Origin of the sequence: Lacticaseibacillus paracasei subsp. paracasei, assembly GCF_000829035.1 — a bacterium.
In the GTDB taxonomy this organism is placed as follows: Bacteria; Bacillota; Bacilli; order Lactobacillales; family Lactobacillaceae; genus Lacticaseibacillus; species Lacticaseibacillus paracasei.
Genome location: NZ_AP012541.1, coordinates 2,215,402 through 2,240,058, shown reverse-complemented (window position 1 = coordinate 2,240,058; position 24,657 = coordinate 2,215,402). Strand labels below are relative to the sequence as shown.

Here is a 24,657-nt window from a genome sequence, read left to right as displayed (position 1 = left end):
GGTCGCCATGATTATTCAAAACGTGCTGAACAACAATGCTGTCGTGGCCAGACATCAACAACGCGAGGTGATCGTGGTCGAGCGTGGGATCGGTTTCCGCGCTAAAAAAGACGCCAAGATGGCCTTGCGCGACAGTATGAAAGTCTATGTGCCAGAGGATCAAGCAAAGCTGAAAATCGCGACGGCGACGATTGCCAGTCTGCCCAGTGTTTATTTGGATTTGGCCGCTGGGATCATTCAGGAGGCAGAAAAGCGATTGCAAACCACGTTCAACAGTTATCTGTTGATTGAGCTAGCCGATCATGTTCATTTTGCGGTGCAACGGCTGCATGAGAAGATCGTATTGCACAACAAATTGCTATGGGAGATTCAGGTTGCCTACACCCAAGAATACGAGATGGGCGAATGGGCATTGCATCAAATCGCCGTGCAATTGCATGAACAATTGCCGGAAGATGAGGCGGGATTCATCGCGTTAAAGTTTGTGAGCAACGATCTGAACCATCAGCAAACCTTCAACTCACTCGCCTTTACCCAAACCCTGGCGAGTCTCACGAAAATAATCTTTTACAATCTAGGGCTGGACATGAACGTCAAAACACCTGATTATCAACGACTAGTTATTCACCTCAAATTTTTCCTACAACGCATGTATGCTGCTGCGCCGTCGCCTTTGTCGTTAAAGATGGAACACTACGACTATGTCTTGTTGAAACATCTTCAACAAGATTATGCCCGTGCTTCTCACTGTATGGAAGACGTTGACCGATTCATGCAACAGAAGTTAGCGATTGCGATTCCTAAAAACGAGCAAATCTATCTCACCATGCATATTGCGCGCTTAGCAAAAAGTTTGACGGAGTGAAAAAAGTTGTTGACGCGTGCTAATGCGTACGATAAGATGGTGTCGTTGAAAGCGAATACAGAACCATCTGGCTTGTAACTATTGGATTAGGCAAAACCAGAAAGACACGACTTGTACACCACAAGTCCGGTCTTTCTGGCTTTTTTTGTGAGAGCGTGAGCTGGCGCGGTTAGAAATCGGAGCATAAGCGGCCTGAAGCCTAAATGGTTGGGCTTGGACCATTTAGGCTTCAGGTCCTTATGTGCAGGTTTCTGCGCCAGCGAACGCGTTTTGAGAAAGAACGTGAGCTAGCACGGATAGAAACCGGAGTGTAAGTAGGCTAGCGATCGCGTTTAAGAAAGAATGCAACACCAGACAGCGAAGTGCAGTCATCGTGATGCAAGATACTGAACCATATCACTCGCTGTGGGAATCGCAAGTGTAGCTATGTGTAGCTAAAGGGGGAAGGCCGAATGAATGAATCAGGATTAGCTCAGCAATTATTAAATCTGATTGGTGGCAAACAAAACATCAATCAGGTCTGGCACTGTGCCACTCGTCTGCGTTTTACATTGAAGGATCGTGCAAAAGTACCCAAAGATAAAATCGAGGCGTTGGATGGTGTGATCACCGTGGTTGAAGCCAGTGGTCAGTTTCAAGTCGTGATTGGTAACAATGTCGGGGATGTTTACCATGAAGTCGTGAAACTGGAACCATCTTTAAGCGAAGGCGAAACTAGCGGTGAAACAGCCGCACAAGGGAAAATGACGTTCAAAAGCGCTTTCAACAGCCTGCTAACGTTCATTTCCGGTGTATTTACGCCATTCTTGGGCGCGATGGCCGGCGCAGGGATTTTGAAAGGCTTGCTATCACTGGCCGTGGTCATGGGCTGGTTAACAGCGAAAAGCGGCGCGTATCAAATTTGGTGGGCCGCAGCAGATGGTATTTTCTATTTCCTGCCAATTGCCTTAGCATTTACCGCTGCTAAACAACTCAAGGTTAATCAGTTTGTGTCCATGGCGATTGCGGCGGCGATGGTGTCGCCGGGCATTGTCGCGTTGGGCGCAAAGGCAACAACTATTGACTTTTTCGGTATTCCAGTCGTGCCGGCGAATTATACCGCGACAGTCTTGCCAATTCTGTTGGTTGTTGTTGTTCAAAAATTCTTAGAACCAGTTTTCAACAAGTTGTGGCACGAATCCGTTCGTAACATTTTGGCGCCAGTTTGTCTTTTGGTTGTCATTGTGCCATTGACGCTGATTGTGGTTGGGCCCATCAGTGCGACGGTCAGCAGTTGGTTGGCAACAGCGATTGTGTCGTTGAACAAGAGTGTGCCAATTTTGGCTGGTTTAGTGCTCGGCGGTTTCTGGCAAGTGATCGTGATTTTCGGCGTTCACTGGGCACTGGTACCGGTGATGATGAACAATATTGCTCAGAATGGAACCGATTTGATGATGCCGATTCTGCTGCCAGCAGTGCTGTCTCAAGCTGGTGCAGCATTGGCGGTATTTCTTAGAACGCGTGATGCCAAAATGAAAAGTCTTGCCGGTTCCAGTACCATTACCGCACTATTCGGGATCACAGAACCGACAATTTATGGGATTACATTGAAGTTGAAAAAGCCATTTTATCTTGCTTGTGTGGCAGGAGCAGTCGGCGGTATGATCGTGGCGATTTCCGGTGCTGGGGCAAATGCCGCTGCTTTGGCCAGTGTGCTTTCACTGCCAACTTTTATTGGCAAAGGCTTTGGACTTTCTGTGGTTGGCGATGTGGTCGCGTTCGCGCTCGGGACGGTGCTCACTTACTTCTTTGGCGGTATCAACGCAGGCGCAAAAACCAAAATAGCGCCTTCTGCCAACAGCGAACTAGGCGAAGCGTTAGCAGCACCAGTCAAAGGGGTGCTTGTGCCGTTAACCGGCTTGGCAGATGAGGTCTTTGCATCTGAGACCATGGGCAAAGGTGTGGCAATCGTTCCTGAAAACGGCATGGTGAAGGCGCCTGTTGCTGGCGTGATTAGACTGCTTTATCCAACCGGTCATGCGATTGGGATTCAGTCGGACAAAGGCTCGGAAATTTTGATTCATATCGGTATCGATACGGTTAATCTAAAAGGCAAACATTTTCAACCACTTGTGGCACAAGGACAACACGTTGAAATTGGGACGCCGTTGGTGCAATTCGATCACGAAGCCATTGAAAAAGAAGGGTATGAAAGTACCGTGATGATGATTGTGACCAATTCCGACCAGTATCAAATCGCGACGCTTGGACAGGGAGCCACCGATGATCGGCCGGTCATGACATTAGCGTAAAGAGCGTGAACTGGCGCGGTAAGCGCGGCGTAGCGAAGCGGCATTAAGGGTGACCGGCTGTTGCCTTTAATGTTCTTCGCATAGCCGCGCTGCGCCAGTGAAGGCGTTTTAAAAGAGCGTGAGCAGACGCGGTTTCTGCGGCTGGGAGCGCGTTTAAGGAGAGCAGACCAATGACATACCTAAATTTTCCAAAGAATTTTTTATGGGGCGGTGCTACGGCAGCCAATCAACTTGAAGGGGCTTATCAAGAAGATGGCAAGGGTCTTTCAATCGCCGATGTGCTACCACAAGGCAAGGATCGTTTTGCGATTGTGAATCGGCCAGATTTCAACTGGACCATCGACAAAAGCAAGTATCGCTACCCAAACCATCAAGGCATTGATCATTATCATCGGTTTAAAGAAGACATTAAACTTTTCAGCGAGATGGGATTTAAATGCTATCGTTTTTCGATTGCGTGGTCACGGATTTTCCCAGAAGGTGATGAGAAAACACCAAATGCCTCGGGCTTGAAATTTTATGATGAGGTTATTGCGACATGCTTGAAATACGATATCGAACCAGTTGTCACGATTTCACATTACGAGATGCCGTTGCATCTGGTGACCAAATATGGCGGCTGGAAAAATAAACGTCTTATCGAGTTTTATAAGCATTTTGCGGAAACAGTTTTGACTCGCTACTTTAAGCAAGTAAAGTATTGGATGACGTTTAACGAAATTAACAGTGCATGGGCATTTCCGGTGATGAGCCAAGGATTGGTTGCCAATAATGGCGGCAATGACAGGCAAACAATTTTTCAAGCATGGCACAATCAGTTTGTTGCCAGTGCTTGGGCCGTGAAAATCGGGCATGCGCTTGATCCTAAGCTTCAAGTTGGCTGCATGTTGCTTTATGCCACCACTTACGGCTATGATGCCAACCCAGTGAATCAATTGGCGACCTTGCAGCAAAATCAGACATTTAATTTCTTTTGCGGCGATGTGCAGGTTCGCGGCGAGTACCCAGCCTATACCGACGCGTTGATGGCGGACAACGGGTTTAAATTCACAGATCTTGATTTTTCAGCCGAGGAATTAACACTGCTGAAAAATCATCCGGTTGACTACATTGGTTTTAGCTACTATATGTCCGCCGTAGTCGAAACAGTTGAAAAAGAACATGCTGAAGTCGGGGGCAACCTGCTTAGTGGCATCAAAAATCCATTTTTGAAGGCGAGTGAATGGGGCTGGCAGATTGATCCGATTGGCCTGCGCATCGCGTTAAATCAATTATATGAACGTTACCGTAAACCACTTTTCATTGTTGAAAATGGACTTGGCGCCGTTGACAAACTGGATGCTGATGGCAAAATCAAGGATGATTATCGGATTGATTACTTGAAGCAGCATATTGAACAAATGGGTGCGGCCATTCATGATGGCGTGGATCTGATGGGCTATACGCCATGGGGCTGCATTGATCTGGTCAGTGCTTCTTCAGGCCAAATGTCGAAACGTTACGGCTTCATCTGTGTCGATCTGGACGATGCTGGGAAAGGCAGTTTAAACCGTTACAAAAAGCAATCGTTTAACTGGTATCAGCGGGTGATTGCTTCCAATGGAACGGATTTAGGTTAATAATCGTTTTGCAAAGTGACCTTCTGATGAGAGGGTCATTTTTTCATGCATAAAAAAATAAAATTGACATTTTCAGAAAATAAGCAGTATTATATAGACCGGTTGTTATAATAGTGGAGGTAGCAAATGGATACACGCGAAAAACTGGTGGCAACGGCTGCCAGTCTCTTTCAAAAAGAAGGGGTCAGAGCTACTGGTTTGGCGCAGATTTTAACGGTCAGTGGTACACCAAAGGGCTCACTTTATTATTATTTTCCAAACGGTAAAGCGCAATTGATTGAAGCCGCGATTACTTATGCTGGCCAGCACATTCTTGAGCATGTGCAACGGGACCTTGATCGGTACAAGGCGCCTGACGCTGCGCTGGCTGGACAACTAGAAAGTATGGCGACCGAAATGCAGGAAAAGGGGCATCTTGGTGGCAATTCAATTAGCTTGATAGCCTTAGAAACAGGCGATGATCGTGAGTTGCAGGCCGCTTGCAGCGCTGTTTTTACCCAGTTAGAAACGCTGTACATCAAAAAGCTCACGTCAGCCGGTATTCCACCTGACCGTGCCCAGCCACTTGGCCAATTTATTCAAGCCAGCATTGAGGGCGCCATTATTCTTGCCGCAACCAAAGACAATCCTGACTTGTTGCGACAGACCGCGGATCAACTGACCCGCTTGATCAAGCTGGCATTAGCCGCATAAAGCCAATGCCAGTTGTTTGTTTTTATCATTTAACGCGTTCGCCAGCGCAGCAACCTGCGTGTAAGGACCTTGGTCGCAATGGTCAAAGTGCGACCATCACGCCCGAGGCCACTTACACTGCGGCTCCTAACCGCGCTGGCTCGCGCTCACTAAAAAGGAAGTTATCATGCAATTATCACAAACAAAAGAAATGCCGCAAGCTCGCTTTCACGTTGCCCATCCAGCAATGGCCATGATCGGCTTGATGATTGGGGCGTTTGTCGGTATGTTTTCAGAGACGTCGCTTAATATTGCGTTGCCTAGTTTAATGACGGCGTTGAATGTGTCACAGGGCACTATTCAGTGGCTAGTCACAGGTTATATGTTGGTTATCGGGATCTGCATGCCGTTATCCAGCCTTTTATCAAAATGGTTTAACACTAAAAAGATCATTCTTTTTGCACTTAGCGCCTTTATTCTGGGCTCGGTTGTGTCTGCGATGGGCGCTGTTTTTCCGGTTGTGCTTATTGGGCGATTGATTCAAGGCATTGGCACGGGGCTGATTTTGCCGCTGATGTTTTCAGTCGCCATGCAGATTTTCCCGCCATATAAATTAGGGACAGTCATGGGGATGGCTGCTTTGGTGATTATGTTTGCGCCTGCTATTGGCCCAACGATTACCGGGCTGGTGCTTGCCAAATTCACTTGGCACTACATTTTTTGGCTATTCGTGCCATTCTTGGTTTTGGCTTTCATTTTCACATTAACTTCGATGGAAAATGTTTATCATCAAACGCAAACACCAGTCGACTGGTTGTCAATTGTTGAATCGTCGATTGGCTTTGCTGGGATTGTGGTTGGGACAACGATGGCGAGTGATGCTGGCTGGCTTTCGCTGGAAGTCGGACTTGCTTTGCTCGTTGGGGTTATTGGTTTAGTCCTTTATGCCCAGCGGCAATTATCGTTAGCAAACCCGATGCTGAATTTACGCGTTTTTGCTAATAAGCAGTTTACTGTCGGAACGTTACTCGTCATGCTTGATTTTGGGGTGATTCTGGCCTCGATGTATTTACTGCCGATGTATCTGCAACGGGTGATGGGCCTGCCAGTTGCCATGACCGGACTTGTCATGTTACCAGGCGGGATTGTGAACGCTGCTGTTTCTGCGATTGCAGGTCGGATGTATGACAGCCACGGTGCTAAATGGTTATCCCGCGGTGGTTTTGTCATTGCTATCCTAGGCGTGTTGATATTGCTTAATAGTGGTGCACAAAGTCCGTTATGGTGGATTATTTTAGGGCATGTTGTCTTAATGATCGGCGCGCCGTTAGCGATGTCACCTGCCCAGACATATGGGCTGAATAGTTTGAGCGGTGCCGAAAGCGCAGACGGCAGTGCCTTGCTGAACACACTGCAGCAAATTGTCGGTGCGGTTTCAACTGCTGTTGCCACAAGTATGCTCGCACTCGGTTCGGCCAAAGCCGCTGGACAAACTGGCCTGACAATTGGTTCGCATTTTGGCTTTGTGTTCGTCTTAATCCTTGCCATTATCGGACTCATCGTTGCCTTCCAAGTCAAAAAACCACAGGCAAGTCGCGACCTTTAATTAGTATCAGAAACAGGACAGGACTTCATTAATAGCCATCAACCAAGCCAACAATTTCCCTGTACAGCGGGAAATTGTTGGTCTTTTTGGCTTATGAGCTAGGAGCAGTTTATCAGAAAATAAAGTTCATTGTCCGTGACCGAGTCGTCGTCAATCTGTTATGCTTAAGCCGTTGTCACAGACGCACTGCACAAGGAGGATCAATATGAGTGAATACGATTTTGATGTCTTGTACTTAGGTAGTGGTCACGGCGCGTTCGATGGTGCTGGACCGTTAGCGGCTTCAGGAAAGAAAGTTGGCGTGATCGAAAGCGACATGATTGGCGGCACTTGCCCTAATTATGGGTGTAACGCAAAAATCACGCTGGACACACCAGTCGTGTTGCAACGTATGGCCGAACGCATGCAAGGCATCGTGTCCGGCAGCATCACGATCAACTGGTCGGAGCTAGTGGCACATAAACAAGCAGTGATCAAACCGCTGCCGACAAATATCGGCAGTAACCTCAAACAAACCGGCGTGACGATCATTCACGGGCATGGAAAATTCATTGATCCGCATAGCATCACAGTTGCTGGCAAAACTTATACGGCCGAAAATATTGTCATCGCTACTGGGCGCCGTCCGCATCACCTCGACATCCCCGGAACTGAATTAGCACATGATAGCCGCGCGTTCATGGACTTGAAAACATTGCCAAAACGAATCGGCATTTTGGGATCAGGTTACATCAGTATGGAATTTGCGACGATTGCCAATGCTGCCGGAGCTGAAGTCAGCGTCTTCATGCATGCAGACAAAGCGTTGCGCGAATTTCACCAGCCATTTGTCAAAGCGGTGATGGCAGACATGACCAAAAGAGGCGTCAAGTTTATCCCAAGTGCAGATGTGCAGGCATTGAAACAGACGGCACAAGGCATTGCGATCCAATATGGCGATCATCAGGAACAACAAGTTGACTGGGTGTTAGATGCAACTGGTCGAATTCCTAATGATGATCAAATTGGGTTAGAAGCTGCAGGTGTCACCTTTAGTCAACGCGGCATCCCGGTTGACGATCATTTGCGGACGAATGTGCCGAACATTTTCGCGTCCGGGGATGTGCTCGACAAGCCACAACCCAAGTTGACCCCAACGGCCACTTTTGAATCCTATTACCTGTATCAGTTGCTCAGCGGCCAGACAACCGACCCCATTGACTATCCAGCGATACCATCGACTGTGTACACAACTCCGCGAATTGCAAAAGTAGGTGTGACGCCAGAAGAAGCTGCTGATGGCGATTACCAAGTTGTTCGCAATCATATTCCGGATGACTGGTACCATCAAACCGATCAGGAAACGATGGGGGATAGCATCCTCATCTTTGATCGGGATCATCATTTGGTTGGCGCAACTGAATTCAGCGCCCAAGCGGAAGATGCGATCAACACCTTATTACCAGCAATTGTCTTCCACTTCAGTAAGCAACAAATGTGGCAAATGGCCCATATTTTCCCTTCTGAAAGTGCTGCGGCTTGGCATAAAATTCGGTGAGGCTGTAGCGGCAATTTTTTAACAAATAAGCGGCATTCAAAAAGACATCGCTTTTGCAGGAACTGCTGCGGCGATGTCTTTTTGAATGTTGGTAAATTTGACTATAGATTTGGATCCATCTTGAAGGTGAGCTTCGATAAGTTAGTGCCCATTGTGATGAGCTTGAACAGGAAATCACGGGTTGTGTCATTGTAGTGCTTGGCAATGGCATGATTTTGTTCAGTCAGATACGTGGTTAAGTCCTCGCCACTCATCCCGGCGGCAGCTTGATCAACTTCAGCAATTTTACGACGTGCCCATTCATTGAGATCTTTTTGATAAGCTAAGTCGTCTTCGATGAACTCAGCATAATGCGATTCGACAACCATCGCGAGCGCTTCATAGAGCCAATAAGCTGAGCTCAGATCCATCTTCTTTGGGAACTCGCTATAACTCTTATCCGTATCGGTTGCATTGGTGAAAAACGGTACGTGCGGGCAAAAGGCCGGGATACCGAAGCCGACCCATTGGACGCCGGCTGCGCCATTTTGATTGGCATCACGCATTTGCAGAATATGCGAGTTGGCCGTGCGCGAAAGTGAGATAGCGCGATAAGTCTTGCGGTCGTGTTCATTGCCGTGACCCAACGGATCAAATTTGGTTTCATTGAAGTGGGATTTCATAATGTACTGAATATCTTCAACGGAAATTTTGCGGTTGGCCTTGCGAATGAATGGCAATTCAGCTGATTCCGGATCCTGCTCAATTTCTGGATTAAGGTAGCGTTGGGCGAACCAAACCCGTGGTGTATTGTAGTGGTGATCCTTTTCAGTGTCGGTGCCAAAAATGTGCCGGAAGTTCCAGTGATCGGCGTCAGGATTCAAGTTGTGATCTTTGACGAAATCTTGAATGCCATCTGCCCACATATAGTTGTCCGGATCATTGAAATCAATGTCCTGAATCGCGATTTGGTTGGCAGCAACTGCGTAACAATCGTCAGGAATGCGAACCGCAACCCATTGATGACCGGTGACAATTTCCATATACCAAACTTCGTCTTGATCGTTAAATTGGACACCATTGCCTTCAGCTGAACCGTACTTTTTGACCAGTTCGCCGAGATACCGGACGCCATCGCGGGCACTGTTGATAAACGGTAACACTAAAGTTGTCATGGAGTCTTCCGCGAGTCCATTTTTGATGAAGGGATCATAAGCAAGTACCCGTTCGTTGGCATAAACACTTTCGGTAGCACTTTCGCCGACATTCTTTTCATTAAAACCGTCTTCTTCATTTGGCCCGGCGCTTTGGTCAGCATCGGGCGTGGATGTGTAACGATACCCGGATTCGGGGAGTGGCACAGTCAGGTTGTTATATGGCGATACATAAGTTTCCTTGCGGCCAGTTACAGCTGGTTGAACCACAAAACGTTTTGGATAGATTGCGACTAAGCGATCCTCGTTGCGGGAGATGTAGGTCGCGCCATCAAGGGATGCTTTTTTACCGACCATCATGGATGTGCAAGCTGAAATTTCAATACGATCAATCATGTTGATTTCCTCCAATAGTTGAGCGCGAGCAGGAGCGTTTAGAAACCGGAGCATAAGCGGGCTTGAATCCAAATGGCCCAAACTTGGTTATTGGATTCAAGTTCCTTATGCATAGGTTTCTGCGACTGCGAGCGCGTTATCGTGTATTTGCGTTGAGACGCTGAATAAGGTGGTCATTTTTGGCAATTTGGTTCAAATAGATCATCAGGCGGTCATCGCGGTGATCGTCTGCTTCGGGGAATTTCTTGGCTAGTTCTTTGCCAATAACGGCGGCGCTGCGATGACCATTGATCTTGCTGAACACAAAACTACCGTATGCATCTAAGTGTAGGTAACTGACGGCAGGAATCTTCATGTGTAGATAATGCCGACAGAATTTTTGGATTGGGTGATTCTGTGGACGGATAATCGTGATTTTTCCGCCTTTTTTAGTGTACTGAATTGCTGGATTTTTTTCATAAATCAAATGTTGTAATGTGTCAGTCGCAGTCATGTGTCACACCTCTTTATTGCTTTTGAGCTTTGCGCGCTGGTTGTTTGATTCGCATCAGTGGGATGACGATGGTAGCCGCCATGATGATGAGCAAGATGACAGCCATGCCATTACTGCCAGCAAAGCCTGCAGGAACACGATTGGATAACACACCAGTGACATGCAGGATAATCCCGATCAGACCAATGATGGAACCGCCCGCGATTAAACCGCTGGAAAGCGAGACACCGGAGGATAACCGGGTTTCGCGTAAGGCCTTGTCTTTCGTCAGTTTTTCGATCAATAATTTGAGCAAGGCTCCCACGAGGATAATGGATGTCGTGGAGATTGGCAGGTAGAAACCTAAGGCAACGGTCATGATGGAGAGACCAAGCATCCAGCAGACAATCGCAATGATGATACCGACGATGATCATGATCCACGGTAGATTACCGGAGAGAATCCCAGTGGTTAGGGTCGCAATCAGGTTAGCTTGTGGTAGACCGAATGGTGGGTTGGCACTCTTAATGGCCAGTTGCGGGGCGAGGATGACGGTTGTACCAACGACAACAACAACACCGATCAAGGCAGCAATCATGAAATACTTCATCATCTCGGAGCGGCGGCCACCGACCAAATAATTAACTTTTTGCGTTTGGGTATAGGCCCCGCCGACTGAAATGGCGGTGACAATGAAGACACCAAAGAGCAAAAGGATTTCATTATGCGCGTTGGCGGTCCAGCCCATTAAGGCAAACACGAGGGTCATGACCACGAGACTTGCAATGGTCATCCCCGATACAGGTGCATTGGAACAACCAATTGTGCCAGCTAGTCGCGCCGAAACGATGACAAACAGCAAAGCTAAAACGAGTGACAAAATACCGGCGATGATAGCGATCACGATGTTGCCAGCTAAGAAAGCACCGACGATGAAGATCGCGATGGCAGCAACAAGTAGGGAAACCACACCGAGCGAATTCTTTTCTTCGCCGACATCATTGCGTGCATTCAATGTTTTTTTAATGGAAGTGACAATGACAGGAATCAATTTAATGGCGCCAATGATCCCACCGCAGAGCATCATTCCGGCGCCGATGTACTTGGTATAGGAGCCAGCGACCATGTCGATGTTCATTTGAGACATCAACATATGGGTGTCATTCCAAACATGGGCACCGCCACCAGCCATTTGAGTGAAATAAGCGATGAGCGGGGTGATCCCGAAGTTCGCTAAAATGGAGCCGGCGAACATGGTGAGCGAAACATCCAAGCCAACGACAAAGCCGATGCCGGCTAGCATGGGATTGACCTCTGTTGAAATTTTCCAGCGATATGACGAGTTGCCGACGAAGGTCATCACACTGTTCACCCAGCCGAAAACCTGAGTGGTCAACAAAGTGATGATACCGCCGATGCCAAAGCCGATGCCCATATGTTTAAGCGAATCGCCGCCTGCTTCACTGGCATCTAAGGCTTCGGAGATAGCCGTCGATTCTGGGTACATCAGCTTGCCGTTTTCTTCGACAAGTAAGTAGTTTTCAACTAAACTCGCAACACCGACAGCAAACAATACGGCCAAAGCGCCAACTGCGATGCCTGCGAAGAAGTTGACTTTTCCGCCAATAATGATAATGGCTGGCAAGACATAGATCATGCCGCTGGCGATGGATTCACCACCTGAGCTCATGCCTTGCAAAAGATTTTTGCCAAAAATATCTTTCTTTTTGGCAAAGACACCGACCATGCCGGAACCGATAATCGAACCGGGAATCCCAGCAGCAACAGTTAGGCCGGCTTTCATGCCTGAATAGGCGGTAGATGCTGCGAAGATCGTTGCCAAAATGGCGCCCATGATCATGATCGCTGTGCTGCCACCGCTATTTTCTTTAGCACCTTCCGCTGCGTATGGCACGTAATGTGTCTTGGCAACGGCGTGCTTCGAAAACGTCTTTTCCATGGTACTTTACCCCCCTTTTGAAAGTGAGTGCGAGCCAGCGCGGGTTTCAGCGCTGGCGAGCGCGTTATGGTGAGAGCATGAGCTAGCTCAGAAACCGCGCTAGCTCACGCTCTCTTTTATCCGATGAAGTGCCCAGTCGGATCACTTTTAAACAAATGATCAATGTTATCTGCTACCCGTTCCAAATCGACGTTGCCACCAGAGACAAGTGCAACAACTTTCTTGCCTGCTAGCCATTGCGGTGCGATTTTGTGGGCCTCGAGGGCCGCTGTTGGTAATGCACCGGCGCCTTCTGCCACAGTTTTGGTGCGTTGGAGAAGGTCTTTCATCGCTTCAGCAATTTCTTCTTCTGAGACGAGTACCATCTCATCGACTAATTCCTCAGCTAGGCCAAAGGTGATATCGCCGGGCATGGCGACCGCTGTGCCGTCAGCTAGGGTTGGGCCAGTACATTGTCGGGTCAACTTGCCTGCTTGCAACGAGGCCGTCATACCGTGGACATTTTCTGATTGGACACCAACGATGTGAATATAGGGATTAAAATGTTTCAGAACGGTGGCAATCCCCGTAATCAGGCCACCACCGCCAACCGGTACGATGACGGTATCAACATCCCACAGCTGATCTAAAATCTCTAAGCCGATGGAGCCTTGTCCGGCAATGACCAATGGATCATTGTAGGGGTCAACGATGGTTAAGCCATCTTCCTTGGCCTTTTGTTCCATGAAGGCACGAGATTCGTCAAAAGTATCACCGGCAAGGACAACTTTTGCACCATAGCCGCTCGTGGCTTGTTGTTTGGCTAATGGCGCTGTTTTAGGCATCACAACTGTCGCATCAATGTCGAGTAAGTGAGCCGTCAATGCAACGCCTTGGGCATGATTGCCAGCACTGGCCGTGATGACACCACGAGCTTTTTCGGCGTCACTGAGATGGCGGATTTTGTTATAAGCACCGCGAAACTTAAATGAACCTGTGAGCTGCATGTTTTCCAGTTTGAGATACACATCACCATGGGTAACGGTGCGACTAAGAAACATGGATTGAATGAGCGGTGTGACTCGGCCAACCTCATGAATGAGATGGCTAGCCTCTTGAACATCTTTTATACTCACGGTTTGCGTTGCGGTCATCATCTTATCCACCTCCTAATGTTGCGTTTTGAGCGCTGTTTCTAATGAAACAACCGGTAAGTTTAATGATTCGGCAAGGCCTTTGTTGGTAACTTGGCCGTGATAAAGATTGACGCCTGAAGCCAGCGCAGGATCATTTTTAACGGCGCCATCAATCCCAGATTTTGCGATTGCCAAAAGATATTTGATGTTGCCAACTGCCAGTGCCATCGTTGCTGTGCGCGGTACCGCGCCTGGTTGATTTGGCACGGCATAATGAATGACGTCGTATTTGGTGAAAACCGGATCATCAATAGAGGTTGGTGCATCAATAGTTTCAACCGTGCCGCCTTGATCAATGGCTACATCTACAAGGACACTGCCCGGTTTCATCGACTGTACCATCGCTGTTGTGACTAACTTCGGCGGCTTTGCGCCCGGAATCAGAATGGTTGAGATGAAGACATCGGCGGTCTTGATAGCCGCGGCGAGATTCTCTGGCGTCGATGGCAGGAGCGTCAGGGCTTCACCTGTAAACTGCTTCGCTAACCAGTCACGGCGGTCTTTTTTAAGTTCGATGATTGTGACACGACAGCCCATGGCTAATGCCAAGCTGGCGGCGTTAAAAGCAGCGTTCCCACCACCGAAAATAACAACCGTGCCTGAAGCAACTTCCGGTGTGCCTGGCAATAAAATGCCTTCACCGCCATGCTGTGCTTCAAGATAATAAGCGCCCATGATGACGGACCGGCGACCTGCGATAGCGCTCATCGGTTTTAGCAATGCCAACTCGCCATTTTCAACGATGGTTTCTCCGCCGATCGCTGTCGTGCCGGCAGCTTGCATGGCTTTCACAGTGGCAGGTGAGGAGGCCAAATGTTGGAATCCCCAGACGACCTGACCTGGTTTGAAATACTGATATTCTTCCTCGTCAGGTTCTTTGACTTTGACAACGAGATCACTATCCCAACTCTGAGCGTGACTGACGATAGTGCCGCCAGCCGCAGCGTAATCTGCATCAGGAAAACCTGCACCGACTCCGGCTGATTTTTCAACCAAAACAGTCGCTCCTGCATCAACCAGCTTTTTAACATTTTCTGGTGTGACAGCCACACGACCTTCGCCAGCTTTTTGCTCTTTCACAACGCCAACTTTCACAACAATCAGTCCTTTCTTTCCACCAGCAATGTTAAGGCCTTCACAACAAGTAGCACAACAACTGTGTGATATTTCTCACATATAAAATGTACCCGCTTACAGTTTTACCGATTATTTCTCACCGGATACTTAATTCATCCTCTATACGCCGGTAGTTAAAAAACATGTATAAAGAAGAATATTGGTCTTAAATATCAAACATTGTTGACGCAAAAGAGGCATAAAAGACTTGTGATTAAGTGAACTTTGGATAATGATTTTAGAACTCTTTAATTCTAAGTACTAAAATCTCAATAATTCGGGGGAACTTTAATCGGTCTTGATAAGGTTTTTTTGAGAAGAGAAAGATACAGAGCCTTTTTTATTGTTTCTAAATAATATTTGCGCGTATTTAATCCCAAATGCCTAAAAGACACGTGTTTACAAATGATGGATGATTCTCATAAATCGTTTTTGATTTATTTTGGCTTTTTTTTGGCTTTTTTAGATGGAATTTGAGATTTCTTTTGAAAAGGCATCCTAGTGCAGCACAATGTTTTACAATCTAATACCATACCTCTACACTGAATTTAGGGCCTACCTTCTAGGTGACCGCTGCGTGACCACACGCATGAGAGGAAGAGCGAGCATGTATCAAGACTTGAACGGAAAGATTGCAATTGTGACGGGTGGTTCAAAAGGCATCGGCGCTGCCATTGCAGAACGATTTGGCAAAGAGCACATGTCAGTCGTGATCAATTATTTAGGTGATCATGAAGGTGCAAAGCAAGTCGCCGACACCGTGATCAAAAACGGCGGGCAGGCGGTGAGCATCCATGCTGATGTTGCCACAGAAGATGGCATTGCTAGCTTAGTTGAGACAGCAACGGCGCATTTTGGCGGACTTGATGTCTGGGTGAATAACGCTGGCATGGAAATCAAGGAACCAACGCATCAAGTCTCTTTGGAGGACTGGAACAAAGTCATTGCCATTAATCAAACCGGCGTCTTTTTGGGAGCGCGGGCTGCACTGAACTATTTTCTTGAACACCATCAGGCAGGCAACATTATTAATATCACCTCGGTGCATGAACAAATTCCGTGGCCAACCTTCGCGAGTTATGCGGCGGCCAAAGGTGCAGTCAAACTTTTTACCCAGACGATTGCGATGGAATATGCTAAGCAAGGGATCCGGGTCAATGCGATTGGCCCTGGTGCGATTGAAACGCCGATTAACGCCGAGAAATTTGCTGATAAGGCGCAGTATGACCAGACAGTTTCAATGGTACCGATGAATCGAATTGGCAAACCTGAAGATGTGTCAGCTGGTGCAGCATGGCTGGCATCCAGCGAATCCAGTTATGTGACTGGCATTACTTTATTCATTGATGGCGGGATGACTTTATATCCGGCATTTAAAGATGGTCAAGGTTGAGGCGTGATTCATGCACGAGCCTTGCTTGTTTGCCAACTGAATAAAGCAACCAAAAAGCCGTCATCTTGCTCTAAGCAGCAAGGTGACGGCTTTTTGGTTTTTAAAGGTCAAAATTCTCGCCTTTTATATAGATAGGTACTCAGCCACCAAGAAAACGCAAAGGCGACGATCAAAAGTATGGAGAACGCCGTGAGCCAGGGCCGCAAGACTGCTAAGTCAAGGTCTAAGCCGGCTTCAATAAAAACGGCGAGTAACACAATGCCAATCGGTAAATAAGCAGCTAACGGGGCACGTTGGAAGCCAAGCCCAATCATTAGAGGAAACGACAATGTCATTTGTAATAAGACAAGGCCGGTTGCGAAAAATAGCATCCAGATAATGGCATGGTAGTCATGTATCGGGTTGAAACGAGCGATCATGCCGACTGCAACGATGAATGCGGCATAAAGATCAATCATCAGCATGACGAGCAAGCCAAATAGGTAGTGACTGGCGACAATCTCTCGGCGGCGGATAGGCAGCATCGTGTACAACTGTTCCAAGCCATGTCGATCAACACTGGCAAACGGCATCATCAAGATACCAACGCTAGTACCGGTGATAGCGCCAGCAAGTGGTGTGGCGGCATCACCATTCAAGAAGGCAATGAGCACGATCAGAAAAGCAACCAGATATGACCACCAGCGGTATTTATGCGTGCCGGAGTAAAGCGCACCCATGTCTAAGGCGACAAGTTTGGCAACATTATGCATGGGGATGCCCTCCTTCACCAAACGCGATCATCAACGTTTCCAAATCGACAGGTTCCTGAATCATGTTGTCGGGCAACATTGCCGCTTGGTCGGCTGGCCACACACCGGAGAAACCGACCGGACTTTCCTGCAACCCAATTAAGGTGGCTTTGATTGCAGTAGTCAAATCGTTCGGTCCGCCTTTAATCAAAAGATAGCGGTCAAGGAGATCGCTGAGTGGACCAGTGAACGTGATTTTACCAGCCAACAGATAAGTGACATAATCCGCACTTTAGCGAGCTCCATGATGCTGTGTGTCGAAATAAGAACGCTGTGTTGCTCATCGCGAATAAAATCTTGCAGAATGGCAATCAATTCATCACGCGCAATCGGATCTAAGCCAGAAGTGGGCTCATCTAGGATCAAGAGCTTAGGATGATGTGCCAAAGCGGCCGCTAACTGTAACTTGATTTTGGTGCCCATCGACAAATCGTGATACTTAGGCTTGGTTGGAATATCAAAGTCACGCAGCAGTTGCTGGAAATAAGCCGTGTCCCAATTAGGGAAAAACGGTCCAACATAACGATTGACAGCTTCTGCTGGCCATGAGTCAGGATAAACCGCGCCATCTAAAACAATCCCAAGTTGATCGCGAATCGTTTCGCGGGCTTGTGGCGTGGTTTGACCAAGTACCGAAATGTTGCCTGAGTCTGGTTTGATCATATCCAAAATGGCTTTGATCGTGGTCGTTTTGCCTGCACCGTTGGGACCAATGAAGCCCATGATGTAGCCAGCGGGTAAACTAAAACTGACATTAGCAAGTTGATAATCGGCATAGCGTTTGGTCAAGTTCGTAACGGTTAGCAGATCAGTTGTCATTGTCAGTGTCTCCCTCCGTGTGCATCAATGTATCCAACATCGTGTGTAGTTCTTCAGGTGCAATGCGCGCCATTTTGGCAGTATCGATGGCTTGATTCAGATAGGTCTCAATTTCACGCAAAGCGTTTTCCTTCACAAGTGCACTGTCTTGACCCAAAACATAGGCGCCTTTGCCTTGCACATTCGTAATGAATCCGGCTGCTTCGAGTTCGTGATAAGCGCGGGTGGTGGTGATCACACTGATCCGTAAATCTTTTGCCAGACTGCGAATTGATGGCAGTTGTTCATTCACCTTTAATTGACCAGAAAGAATCGCAGTCTTGATCTGATCTTCAATTTGCTCATAAATCGGTTTGCCGGATTGATTCGAAATAACGATCCGCATGGTTAACCTCGTTTCATGATTTAACAGGTTTAGGTTTGCGGGCGGCGCGTTGTAGTTGCCATGAGCGGTTGAAAGCTTTCAACATGCCGCCATCTGAATAGCTTAACACATTGGTCTGGTAAAATTTGACGGTGAGCCAAGTGAATAAGATTAGGAAAACGAGATTGATGCCTAATGCTGACCACCCGGCAACAGCAGTGACCTGTCCTGCGCCTAGGCGAACCGGCATCATCATGGTCGATAGGAAGGGGATGTAGCTGGCGATGTTAAGGATCGGTGAGGTTCCGCCAGCAACAATCAAAGCGCCGAAATAGCCTAGCATTCCCAGCATAACGATTGGGGTCGTGGCTTGGCCGATTTGTTCTTGATTAGCAACCAATGAGCCAGTTAAAGCAGCTAAAACGGTGTAAGTGAGCGTGCCGACAAAAAAGAAAGCGAGACTGAAAATCAGCATATTTAAGCTGATACCGCTGAGATCAATGTTCGTCATCAAACTGGATAGCGGATTCTTCGGTAAACGTTGCAGTAAGAGACCACCGGCAAGCGTCACAACGCCGTAGATCGCCATTTGGACGGCCATCAAGGCTAAAATACCCAGCAGTTTACCAAAAAACTGTGCTTGCGGCGTGATGGCAGTGAGGATGGATTCCTCAATGCGGGAGCCTTTTTCAGTGCCGATTTCCTGTGCCATCATGGAAGCGTAGCGAATGACAAAGGTATATATCAGCATGCCGAGAATAAACCCGACCATAGCGCCTGATTTTTGAGTTTTGGCAGACCGGCTGACAAGTTTTCCTTTATCAACGGAGACACTGCTGGTGGCCAGCTGGGGTGTCGCGAAAAGACTTTGCAGTTGCGTGGTCGATAATTTCAACTGAGTCGCAACTTCTTTAGTATGTGCCTGTGCTAAGACGCTTTGCAGTTGGGTTTGGTTGACACCATTGCCATCAGTTCGTTCAATGAGGCTGGCATGGGTGGTTGGTTGCGTACTGATGGTCAAGACCCCATCAAGATCTTCATCAGCCATCGCGCGCTTGGCCGCTGCCGTTGACGAATAGCTGATGTAGCGTTGATCAGCATCACTGCTTGCTTTCAGCGTGCTGGTCAATGCCGGGCTGGACGTCACGACACCGATTTTGCTAGTTTGATTAGTTTGATTCATCAGCCAAAAAACCCCGCCGAAAACAGCGGCCAGCACCAACGGACCGAGCACGATCCACAACCAGGTTTTACTTTTAAGATTCTTGAAGAAGACTTGGCGGAAAATCACATCCATTTTTTTCATGATTAGGCCTCAACTTTCATTCGGAAGATTTCATCTAAGGAAGGTGCTTGCTGACTGAATTCAGGAATATAACCTTGTTGGGTGGCCGCTGTGAAAATGTCATGACCGGCTTGAGGATCAGCCAATTTAACGAGAAACCCTCGGGAGCGTTGGGCGACACCGACCACGCCGGGGAAGGATAGCAATTGTTCTTGGGTGAGAGGAGATTGAATGTAGAGGCGAGTTTGGCCGAATTGATCGCGAATATCATTGAGGGCACCTGATAAAACGACTTCGCCATTTTTCAACATCACCACTTTATCGGAAATAGCCTCAACATTGCCCATGTCGTGGCTAGAATAAATAATGGCACTTCCAGCATCCCGCAATCGCCGAATACCAGCTTCAAGCAAGCCAGCATTCACCGGATCTAAGCCTGAAAAGGGCTCATCTAAAATGATGAACTGCGGGTTGTGAATCATGGCCGCAATGAGTTGCACTTTTTGCTGATTACCTTTAGAGAGATCCTTGACCAAATCGGTTGGCTTACCTTTGACCTGAAATTGATCCAGCCATTGATCCAGAACAGCCATCACCGCAGCGCGTTTCATGCCATGTAATTCTCCGAAAAAACAAATCTGATCAACAACGGTCATTTTGGGATAAAGACCGCGTTCTTCGGGGAGATAACCAATCGTCTCACGGCTGAGCAAAGATAGCGGTTGATCGTTCCAAGTCATATTACCGTGATCAGCTTGAAGCAAATTGAGTAGCATGCGAAAAGTGGTCGTTTTACCAGCGCCGTTTTGACCGATCAAGCCAAGAATTTCACCGGGTTGGATCGTGAAGGAAACGTCGTGAACAGCAGTTGCTGAACCAAATCGTTTCGTTAAGCCTGTGACAGTGAGCATGGCGAACATCTCCTTTGATGTGACTATACTGTATATGTAATATATACACAGTATAGACAGCAGATGAAGAAAAGGCAAGTAGTTGAACATGGTTATTTTTGGACAAAAAAAACGATCGACAACATTGCCGATCCTTTGCTGCTGGTGCCAGCAGAACTGACTATAAAATTTTATGGGTCTACACTTTCTGGTGTTGAGAAATAATCAACACTGAACGTGTAGGCCCTTTTTGGATAACGCAAAAAGACACCTACTCAGTGTCCATGCTATGCTTGTTAGCGTCGAAACCAAAAGCAAGCGAGGTTATGAGTAAATGTCCCAATACGATCCTACACTGTCCGTCCTTGGAATACCAGACCATAATATCAAAGTTGCCTTTGTTCGTCATGAATATCGCGGCAACGGGGTACGTCGCCGCCAGTATCATGTGATTGATGCCGAGCTGACTTACCGGTTAACCCGGTGCCCACTGTGTGGCTTTGAGGCCTTGCACCCTAACGGGTTTTATACGGCCCACGTGCGCGTCCTCAATGGGGTTGAAATGCCGACAGTCATTGACTTGCACAAGCAACGATGGCGCTGTCATAACTGTTACCACACAGTCAGTGCCAAGACGCCACTCGTGCAACCCAACCACACGATCGCCACTCACATGACAGAGCGAATCATGAAGTTAGCGCATGAACGGTTGCCAGTCAAAACCATCGCCCGTATTATCGGAATCTCAGCTTCCTCGGTTCAACGGATCATTGACCAAAATCTCAAACTCCGACCGGCTCGCCGGCTGCCCACGCGACTCTGCTTTGATGAGTTCCGTTCTACTCATGGCATGATGTCGTTTATCTGTCTTGATGCCGATTCACATCGTCTGATTGCCTTGCTTGGTGATCGATTCAACCGCACGATTAAAAACTTCTTCATCGCTCATTATTCACTCGCTGAACGCACTCGGGTCCAGACGGTCACCATGGACATGAATGCAGCTTATCAGACGATTATTCATGAGGTTTTCCCCAAGGCCCAAGTCGTCATTGATCGGTTCCATATCATTCAACTTGCGGCTCGTGCCCTTGATCAGGTACGCGTCCAAGCGCTCAAACAGCTTGATGACAAACACAGCCGTCCTTATAAGATCATGAAGACAAACTGGCGGCTTTTTCATCAAACTGCGCCTGACGCTAAACACAAACAGTTCCTGTTTGGTTTGAATGAATACGTCACGCAACAGGAGACCATCGATATCGCACTTGATACTGAGCCCAAGCTCAAGCAAACCTACGAGACCTACTTAGCGCTTCATGATGCCTTGATGGTGAAGAAACATCCCACGGAACTGGCAAACCTGTTAGCTACTTACGAGCCAAACGGTACGGCAATGGACATGACGATCGCGACGCTTAAGCGACACAAAGTCGCTGTTCTCGCCGCTGTCACCAGCCCTTATTCCAACGGTCCGATCGAAGGGGTTAACCGCCTCATCAAGTCACTCAAACGATCCTGTTTTGGCTTCAAGAATCAGCTGAACTTCTTCAAACGAATCTACCAAATCACGGCATAACATGACAAAGACGGCTCCCCAAATGGAGAACCGCCTCAAATGATAAATTTATTCTTCAACACCAGTTGACGTAGAGCCAATTTTATTTTCGACGGGTCTGGCTCAGGCTCGATCATAAGGTGTTCGCCAGCCCAGAAACCGGGCTAGCGAACGCCTACCACTATTCCGCTTGCGCCACTGCTTGGCTTAAGGACATAACGTCGCGGACGATCATCAATTCTTCATTTGTGGGGATGACCAGTGTTTTGACCTTTGAATCAGCTGCAGTAATGTCACCTGCGTTATCGTGGATTTGAGTGTTTAAGCTCGCATCAATCCGCGCGCCGAGATAATCTAAAGATTGCATGACGCGTGCCCGAATGTCACTGCTGTGTTCGCCGATGCCAGCTGTGAAGACTAGGACATCGACACCGTCCATCAAGGCGGCATAAGCACCGACATATTTAACAATGCGGTTCACAAAGATATCAAGCGCCAGTTTGGCTCGCGGGTTAGTCGGCGCAGCGGCTTCAAGGTCGCGAACATCATGACTAATGCCGGAGATCCCGCGTAAGCCTGACTCTGTGTTTAAGATATCAATCATTTGATCGACATCGGTGATGGCAAGTTTCTTCATCAGATAGCCGATGAGTGACACATCAACATCGCCTGAACGCGTGCCCATCGTGACACCGGACAAAGGGGTAAAGCCCATCGATGTGTCAACCGATTGCCCGTTTTGGATGGCCGTGATGCTTGAACCCGCCCCAAGATGCATCACAATCATTCGCATTTGTGCCAATGGTTTGCGAAGCATTTTGGCGGCGTGAGCACTCACATAGCGAACGCTGGTTCCATGCGCACCGTATTTACGGACACCATACTTTTGATAATACTCATACGGAATACTGTAAAGATAATTGACTGGTTTCATGGTTTGATGAAATGCGGTATCAAATACTGCGACTTCAAGTGCCCAAGGCATCATTTTGCGAAAGATGGCGATACAGTCGGCTTCAACCGGATTGTGGAGCGGAGCATAATCACGCAGAGCACGAATCTGCGCCAGAACACGATCATCAATGACAATTGGGGCGGAAAATAATTCCCCGCCAGCTACCACGCGATGGCCAATGCCGGTAATTTCATCCAAATTTTGAACGAGTCCGAGTGTTTGCAGGTTAGAGAGCAGGTTGGCAACAGCGTCACGATAATTGCAAATTGGGGTAGCGCTTTCGTAAACTTGATCAGTACCATACTTGATCTTGACGGTTGATTGTTTCAGGATGTCAGTCGCGCCTTCTGCAAGCTGGTGCTCACTTGGCATCTCGAACAGCTTCCATTTGAGTGAGGAGCTGCCAGCGTTGATGGAGAGAACTTTTGCCATGTTTGATCACTCTTTCACTTTTGCTTTACATACATCATACCACTGAAAAAGCCCAATGTTTGTGAAAACGTCGGGCTGAAATATTACAATTTCAATTTTTAAAAAGTTGGTATGATGCAGAATCCGGATGTAACAAGTGTGGCGGGCTAATTAATACTTAATTTTTCGTTAGGAAGATCACAAATAAAGCCGACTGAGTCTAGATTTGCTGGTTCTATTGTTGGCTGAACTTTATCCGCCGGTACTTACTTTTCTATCAAAAAGGATAGGCATATATGAAGTCCAGACGATCAATGATCTCGTCGCAATAATTGCTGAGTGAGCTTGCGTAGTTCTTGCTTAATGCGCGCATCAGGCAATGGCGCGAGGGCGTTGATAGCCTTATCAGTGTAGCGAGTGGCGAGTTGACGGGCTTGGGGCAAGCCGTGTTCACTGACAATTGCCGCAATTCGGTCGCTGTTGGCAGCGATTTTTGCTGCGGTCCCGACCAGTGGGGCGAGTTGTTCGGGGACGTTTTGATAGGCATAAATTAACGGAAGTGTGACAATGCCGTTATGTAAATCTTCGAGCACCGGTTTATTCAGCGTAGCAGTTGTTTGGGTGTAATCCAACAAGTCATCAATCATCTGAAAGGCCATGCCTAGTTGGCGGCCAAAACGATATGCGGCTTTTTTTTCAGTAAAGTCTAGTTGGCCGATCGTCGCACCAGTGTAAGTTGCCAAAGCAAAAAGTGCTGCCGTTTTGCCGGCGATGGCTTTCAAGTATTCGGAAACACTTGGAATGAGTGGCGCGCTGGGACCATTTTGGTCAACTTCTCCCATAAAGATGTGCTTCATGACGCGCGCATTGGTCGCTAAATCGGTTGTTGCTGGATTTTGTTCGCTTAATAATTGAAAATAGATGGCAAAGAGGAAATCGCCAGCATAGATTGCCTCACGATTGCCTGATTTGGCTGAGACGGTATCGGAACCGCGGCGCAGGTCGGCGTGGTCAAGTACATCATCGTGAACCAAGGTCGCGAGATGTAAGGCCTCAATCGCAGCGCCAGCGGTTATGAGATCGTCGTTGTCAGGGTTGCCTAAACGCGCTAGCATAAGCATTAGCCCGCTGCGTAGCATTTTGCCGCCAGCGTTGATCTGTTGCTGGATCAATGCGTGGACTTGCGGCTCACGCAAAACAGCGACGTGTTCAAGCCGTTGCTGAATCTGTTCGAGTTGTTGATAGACCATGGGGAATCGGTGCCACAGTGGATGAATCATGCATTTTCTCTCTTTCCTATAGACATATTCACTCTACTGTATGTGATTCTTAAAAGTCAATTGTTGGAG

19 protein-coding genes and 1 pseudogene are annotated in these 24,657 nt (G+C 47.8%); 8 read left to right on the top strand and 12 right to left on the bottom strand.

Annotated elements, in window-relative coordinates:
- Positions 1-7: 7 nt before the first annotated feature.
- The 6 genes from LBPC_RS10975 (at position 8) to LBPC_RS10950 (ending at position 8,590) form a co-directional block, all read left to right on the top strand.
- Complete coding sequence (locus tag LBPC_RS10975; RefSeq protein WP_003661913.1) at positions 8-865, top strand: PRD domain-containing protein; 858 nt, start codon at positions 8-10, stop codon at positions 863-865.
- Positions 866-1,317: 452 nt separating this feature from the next.
- Complete coding sequence (locus LBPC_RS10970) at positions 1,318-3,156, top strand: beta-glucoside-specific PTS transporter subunit IIABC (protein WP_003661914.1); 1,839 nt, start codon at positions 1,318-1,320, stop codon at positions 3,154-3,156.
- Between the two features lie 170 nt (positions 3,157-3,326).
- Positions 3,327-4,775: a glycoside hydrolase family 1 protein gene (locus tag LBPC_RS10965; protein ID WP_003661916.1), complete on the top strand. Its 1,449-nt coding sequence runs from the start codon at positions 3,327-3,329 to the stop codon at positions 4,773-4,775.
- Positions 4,776-4,901: 126 nt separating this feature from the next.
- On the top strand, positions 4,902-5,468 hold the full coding sequence (locus LBPC_RS10960; RefSeq protein WP_003661922.1) for a TetR/AcrR family transcriptional regulator: 567 nt from the start codon (positions 4,902-4,904) through the stop codon (positions 5,466-5,468).
- Between the two features lie 166 nt (positions 5,469-5,634).
- Positions 5,635-7,053: a DHA2 family efflux MFS transporter permease subunit gene (locus LBPC_RS10955; protein ID WP_003661923.1), complete on the top strand. Its 1,419-nt coding sequence runs from the start codon at positions 5,635-5,637 to the stop codon at positions 7,051-7,053.
- A 205-nt stretch (positions 7,054-7,258) separates the two neighbouring features.
- Entirely contained in the window at positions 7,259-8,590 is a 1,332-nt protein-coding gene (locus tag LBPC_RS10950) for a dihydrolipoyl dehydrogenase family protein (RefSeq protein ID WP_003661925.1), read from the top strand.
- Positions 8,591-8,691: 101 nt separating this feature from the next.
- Here the strand turns inward: LBPC_RS10950 and LBPC_RS10945 are convergent, their stop codons facing one another.
- From LBPC_RS10945 to ald, 5 genes are all read right to left on the bottom strand, one after another.
- Positions 8,692-10,119 (bottom strand): C69 family dipeptidase, encoded by a 1,428-nt coding sequence (locus LBPC_RS10945; RefSeq protein WP_016365657.1) that lies wholly within the window; start codon positions 10,117-10,119, stop codon positions 8,692-8,694.
- Positions 10,120-10,255: 136 nt separating this feature from the next.
- On the bottom strand, positions 10,256-10,612 hold the full coding sequence (locus LBPC_RS10940; RefSeq protein WP_003566913.1) for a hypothetical protein: 357 nt from the start codon (positions 10,610-10,612) through the stop codon (positions 10,256-10,258).
- Between the two features lie 13 nt (positions 10,613-10,625).
- Complete coding sequence (locus LBPC_RS10935; RefSeq protein WP_003661928.1) at positions 10,626-12,551, bottom strand: OPT/YSL family transporter; 1,926 nt, start codon at positions 12,549-12,551, stop codon at positions 10,626-10,628.
- A gap of 116 nt (positions 12,552-12,667) precedes the next feature.
- On the bottom strand, positions 12,668-13,687 hold the full coding sequence (gene tdcB, locus LBPC_RS10930; protein WP_003661931.1) for a bifunctional threonine ammonia-lyase/L-serine ammonia-lyase TdcB: 1,020 nt from the start codon (positions 13,685-13,687) through the stop codon (positions 12,668-12,670).
- A gap of 12 nt (positions 13,688-13,699) precedes the next feature.
- Positions 13,700-14,821, bottom strand: coding sequence for an alanine dehydrogenase (gene ald / locus LBPC_RS10925; RefSeq protein WP_003661932.1), 1,122 nt, complete (start codon positions 14,819-14,821; stop codon positions 13,700-13,702).
- Between the two features lie 628 nt (positions 14,822-15,449).
- Between ald and LBPC_RS10920 the strand changes: the two genes are divergently transcribed.
- On the top strand, positions 15,450-16,235 hold the full coding sequence (locus tag LBPC_RS10920) for a glucose 1-dehydrogenase (protein ID WP_003605773.1): 786 nt from the start codon (positions 15,450-15,452) through the stop codon (positions 16,233-16,235).
- A 107-nt stretch (positions 16,236-16,342) separates the two neighbouring features.
- On the opposite strand, the gene LBPC_RS10915 is transcribed toward LBPC_RS10920, so the two are convergent.
- The 5 genes and pseudogenes from LBPC_RS10915 to LBPC_RS10895 form a co-directional block, all read right to left on the bottom strand.
- Complete coding sequence (locus LBPC_RS10915; RefSeq protein WP_003603109.1) at positions 16,343-16,987, bottom strand: ABC-2 transporter permease; 645 nt, start codon at positions 16,985-16,987, stop codon at positions 16,343-16,345.
- Positions 16,980-17,845, bottom strand: a pseudogene (locus LBPC_RS10910) (ABC transporter ATP-binding protein). Before LBPC_RS10910 ends, LBPC_RS10915 begins: the two are co-directional and overlap by 8 nt.
- On the bottom strand, positions 17,835-18,230 hold the full coding sequence (locus LBPC_RS10905; RefSeq protein ID WP_003566897.1) for a GntR family transcriptional regulator: 396 nt from the start codon (positions 18,228-18,230) through the stop codon (positions 17,835-17,837). Before LBPC_RS10905 ends, LBPC_RS10910 begins: the two are co-directional and overlap by 11 nt.
- 13 nt (positions 18,231-18,243) lie before the next feature.
- Positions 18,244-19,515, bottom strand: coding sequence for an ABC transporter permease (locus LBPC_RS10900; RefSeq protein WP_003661940.1), 1,272 nt, complete (start codon positions 19,513-19,515; stop codon positions 18,244-18,246).
- Positions 19,516-19,517: 2 nt separating this feature from the next.
- On the bottom strand, positions 19,518-20,405 hold the full coding sequence (locus tag LBPC_RS10895; RefSeq protein ID WP_032781096.1) for an ABC transporter ATP-binding protein: 888 nt from the start codon (positions 20,403-20,405) through the stop codon (positions 19,518-19,520).
- Positions 20,406-20,718: 313 nt separating this feature from the next.
- Here LBPC_RS10895 and LBPC_RS10890 point away from each other — a divergent pair, with 313 nt between their 5' ends.
- A complete protein-coding gene (locus LBPC_RS10890) occupies positions 20,719-21,963 on the top strand; it encodes an ISL3 family transposase (RefSeq protein ID WP_041091572.1) in 1,245 nt (414 codons plus the stop codon).
- A 160-nt stretch (positions 21,964-22,123) separates the two neighbouring features.
- Here the strand turns inward: LBPC_RS10890 and LBPC_RS10885 are convergent, their stop codons facing one another.
- Both LBPC_RS10885 and LBPC_RS10880 read right to left on the bottom strand, forming a co-directional pair.
- Positions 22,124-23,329 carry an acetate kinase gene (locus tag LBPC_RS10885; protein ID WP_003661944.1) on the bottom strand — a complete coding sequence of 402 codons (1,206 nt, stop codon included), beginning with the start codon at positions 23,327-23,329 and terminating at the stop codon, positions 22,124-22,126.
- A gap of 290 nt (positions 23,330-23,619) precedes the next feature.
- The gene (locus tag LBPC_RS10880; protein ID WP_003571154.1) at positions 23,620-24,588 is read right to left on the bottom strand and encodes a polyprenyl synthetase family protein; all 969 of its coding nucleotides are present in this window, start codon (positions 24,586-24,588) and stop codon (positions 23,620-23,622) included.
- Positions 24,589-24,657 lie beyond the last annotated feature (69 nt).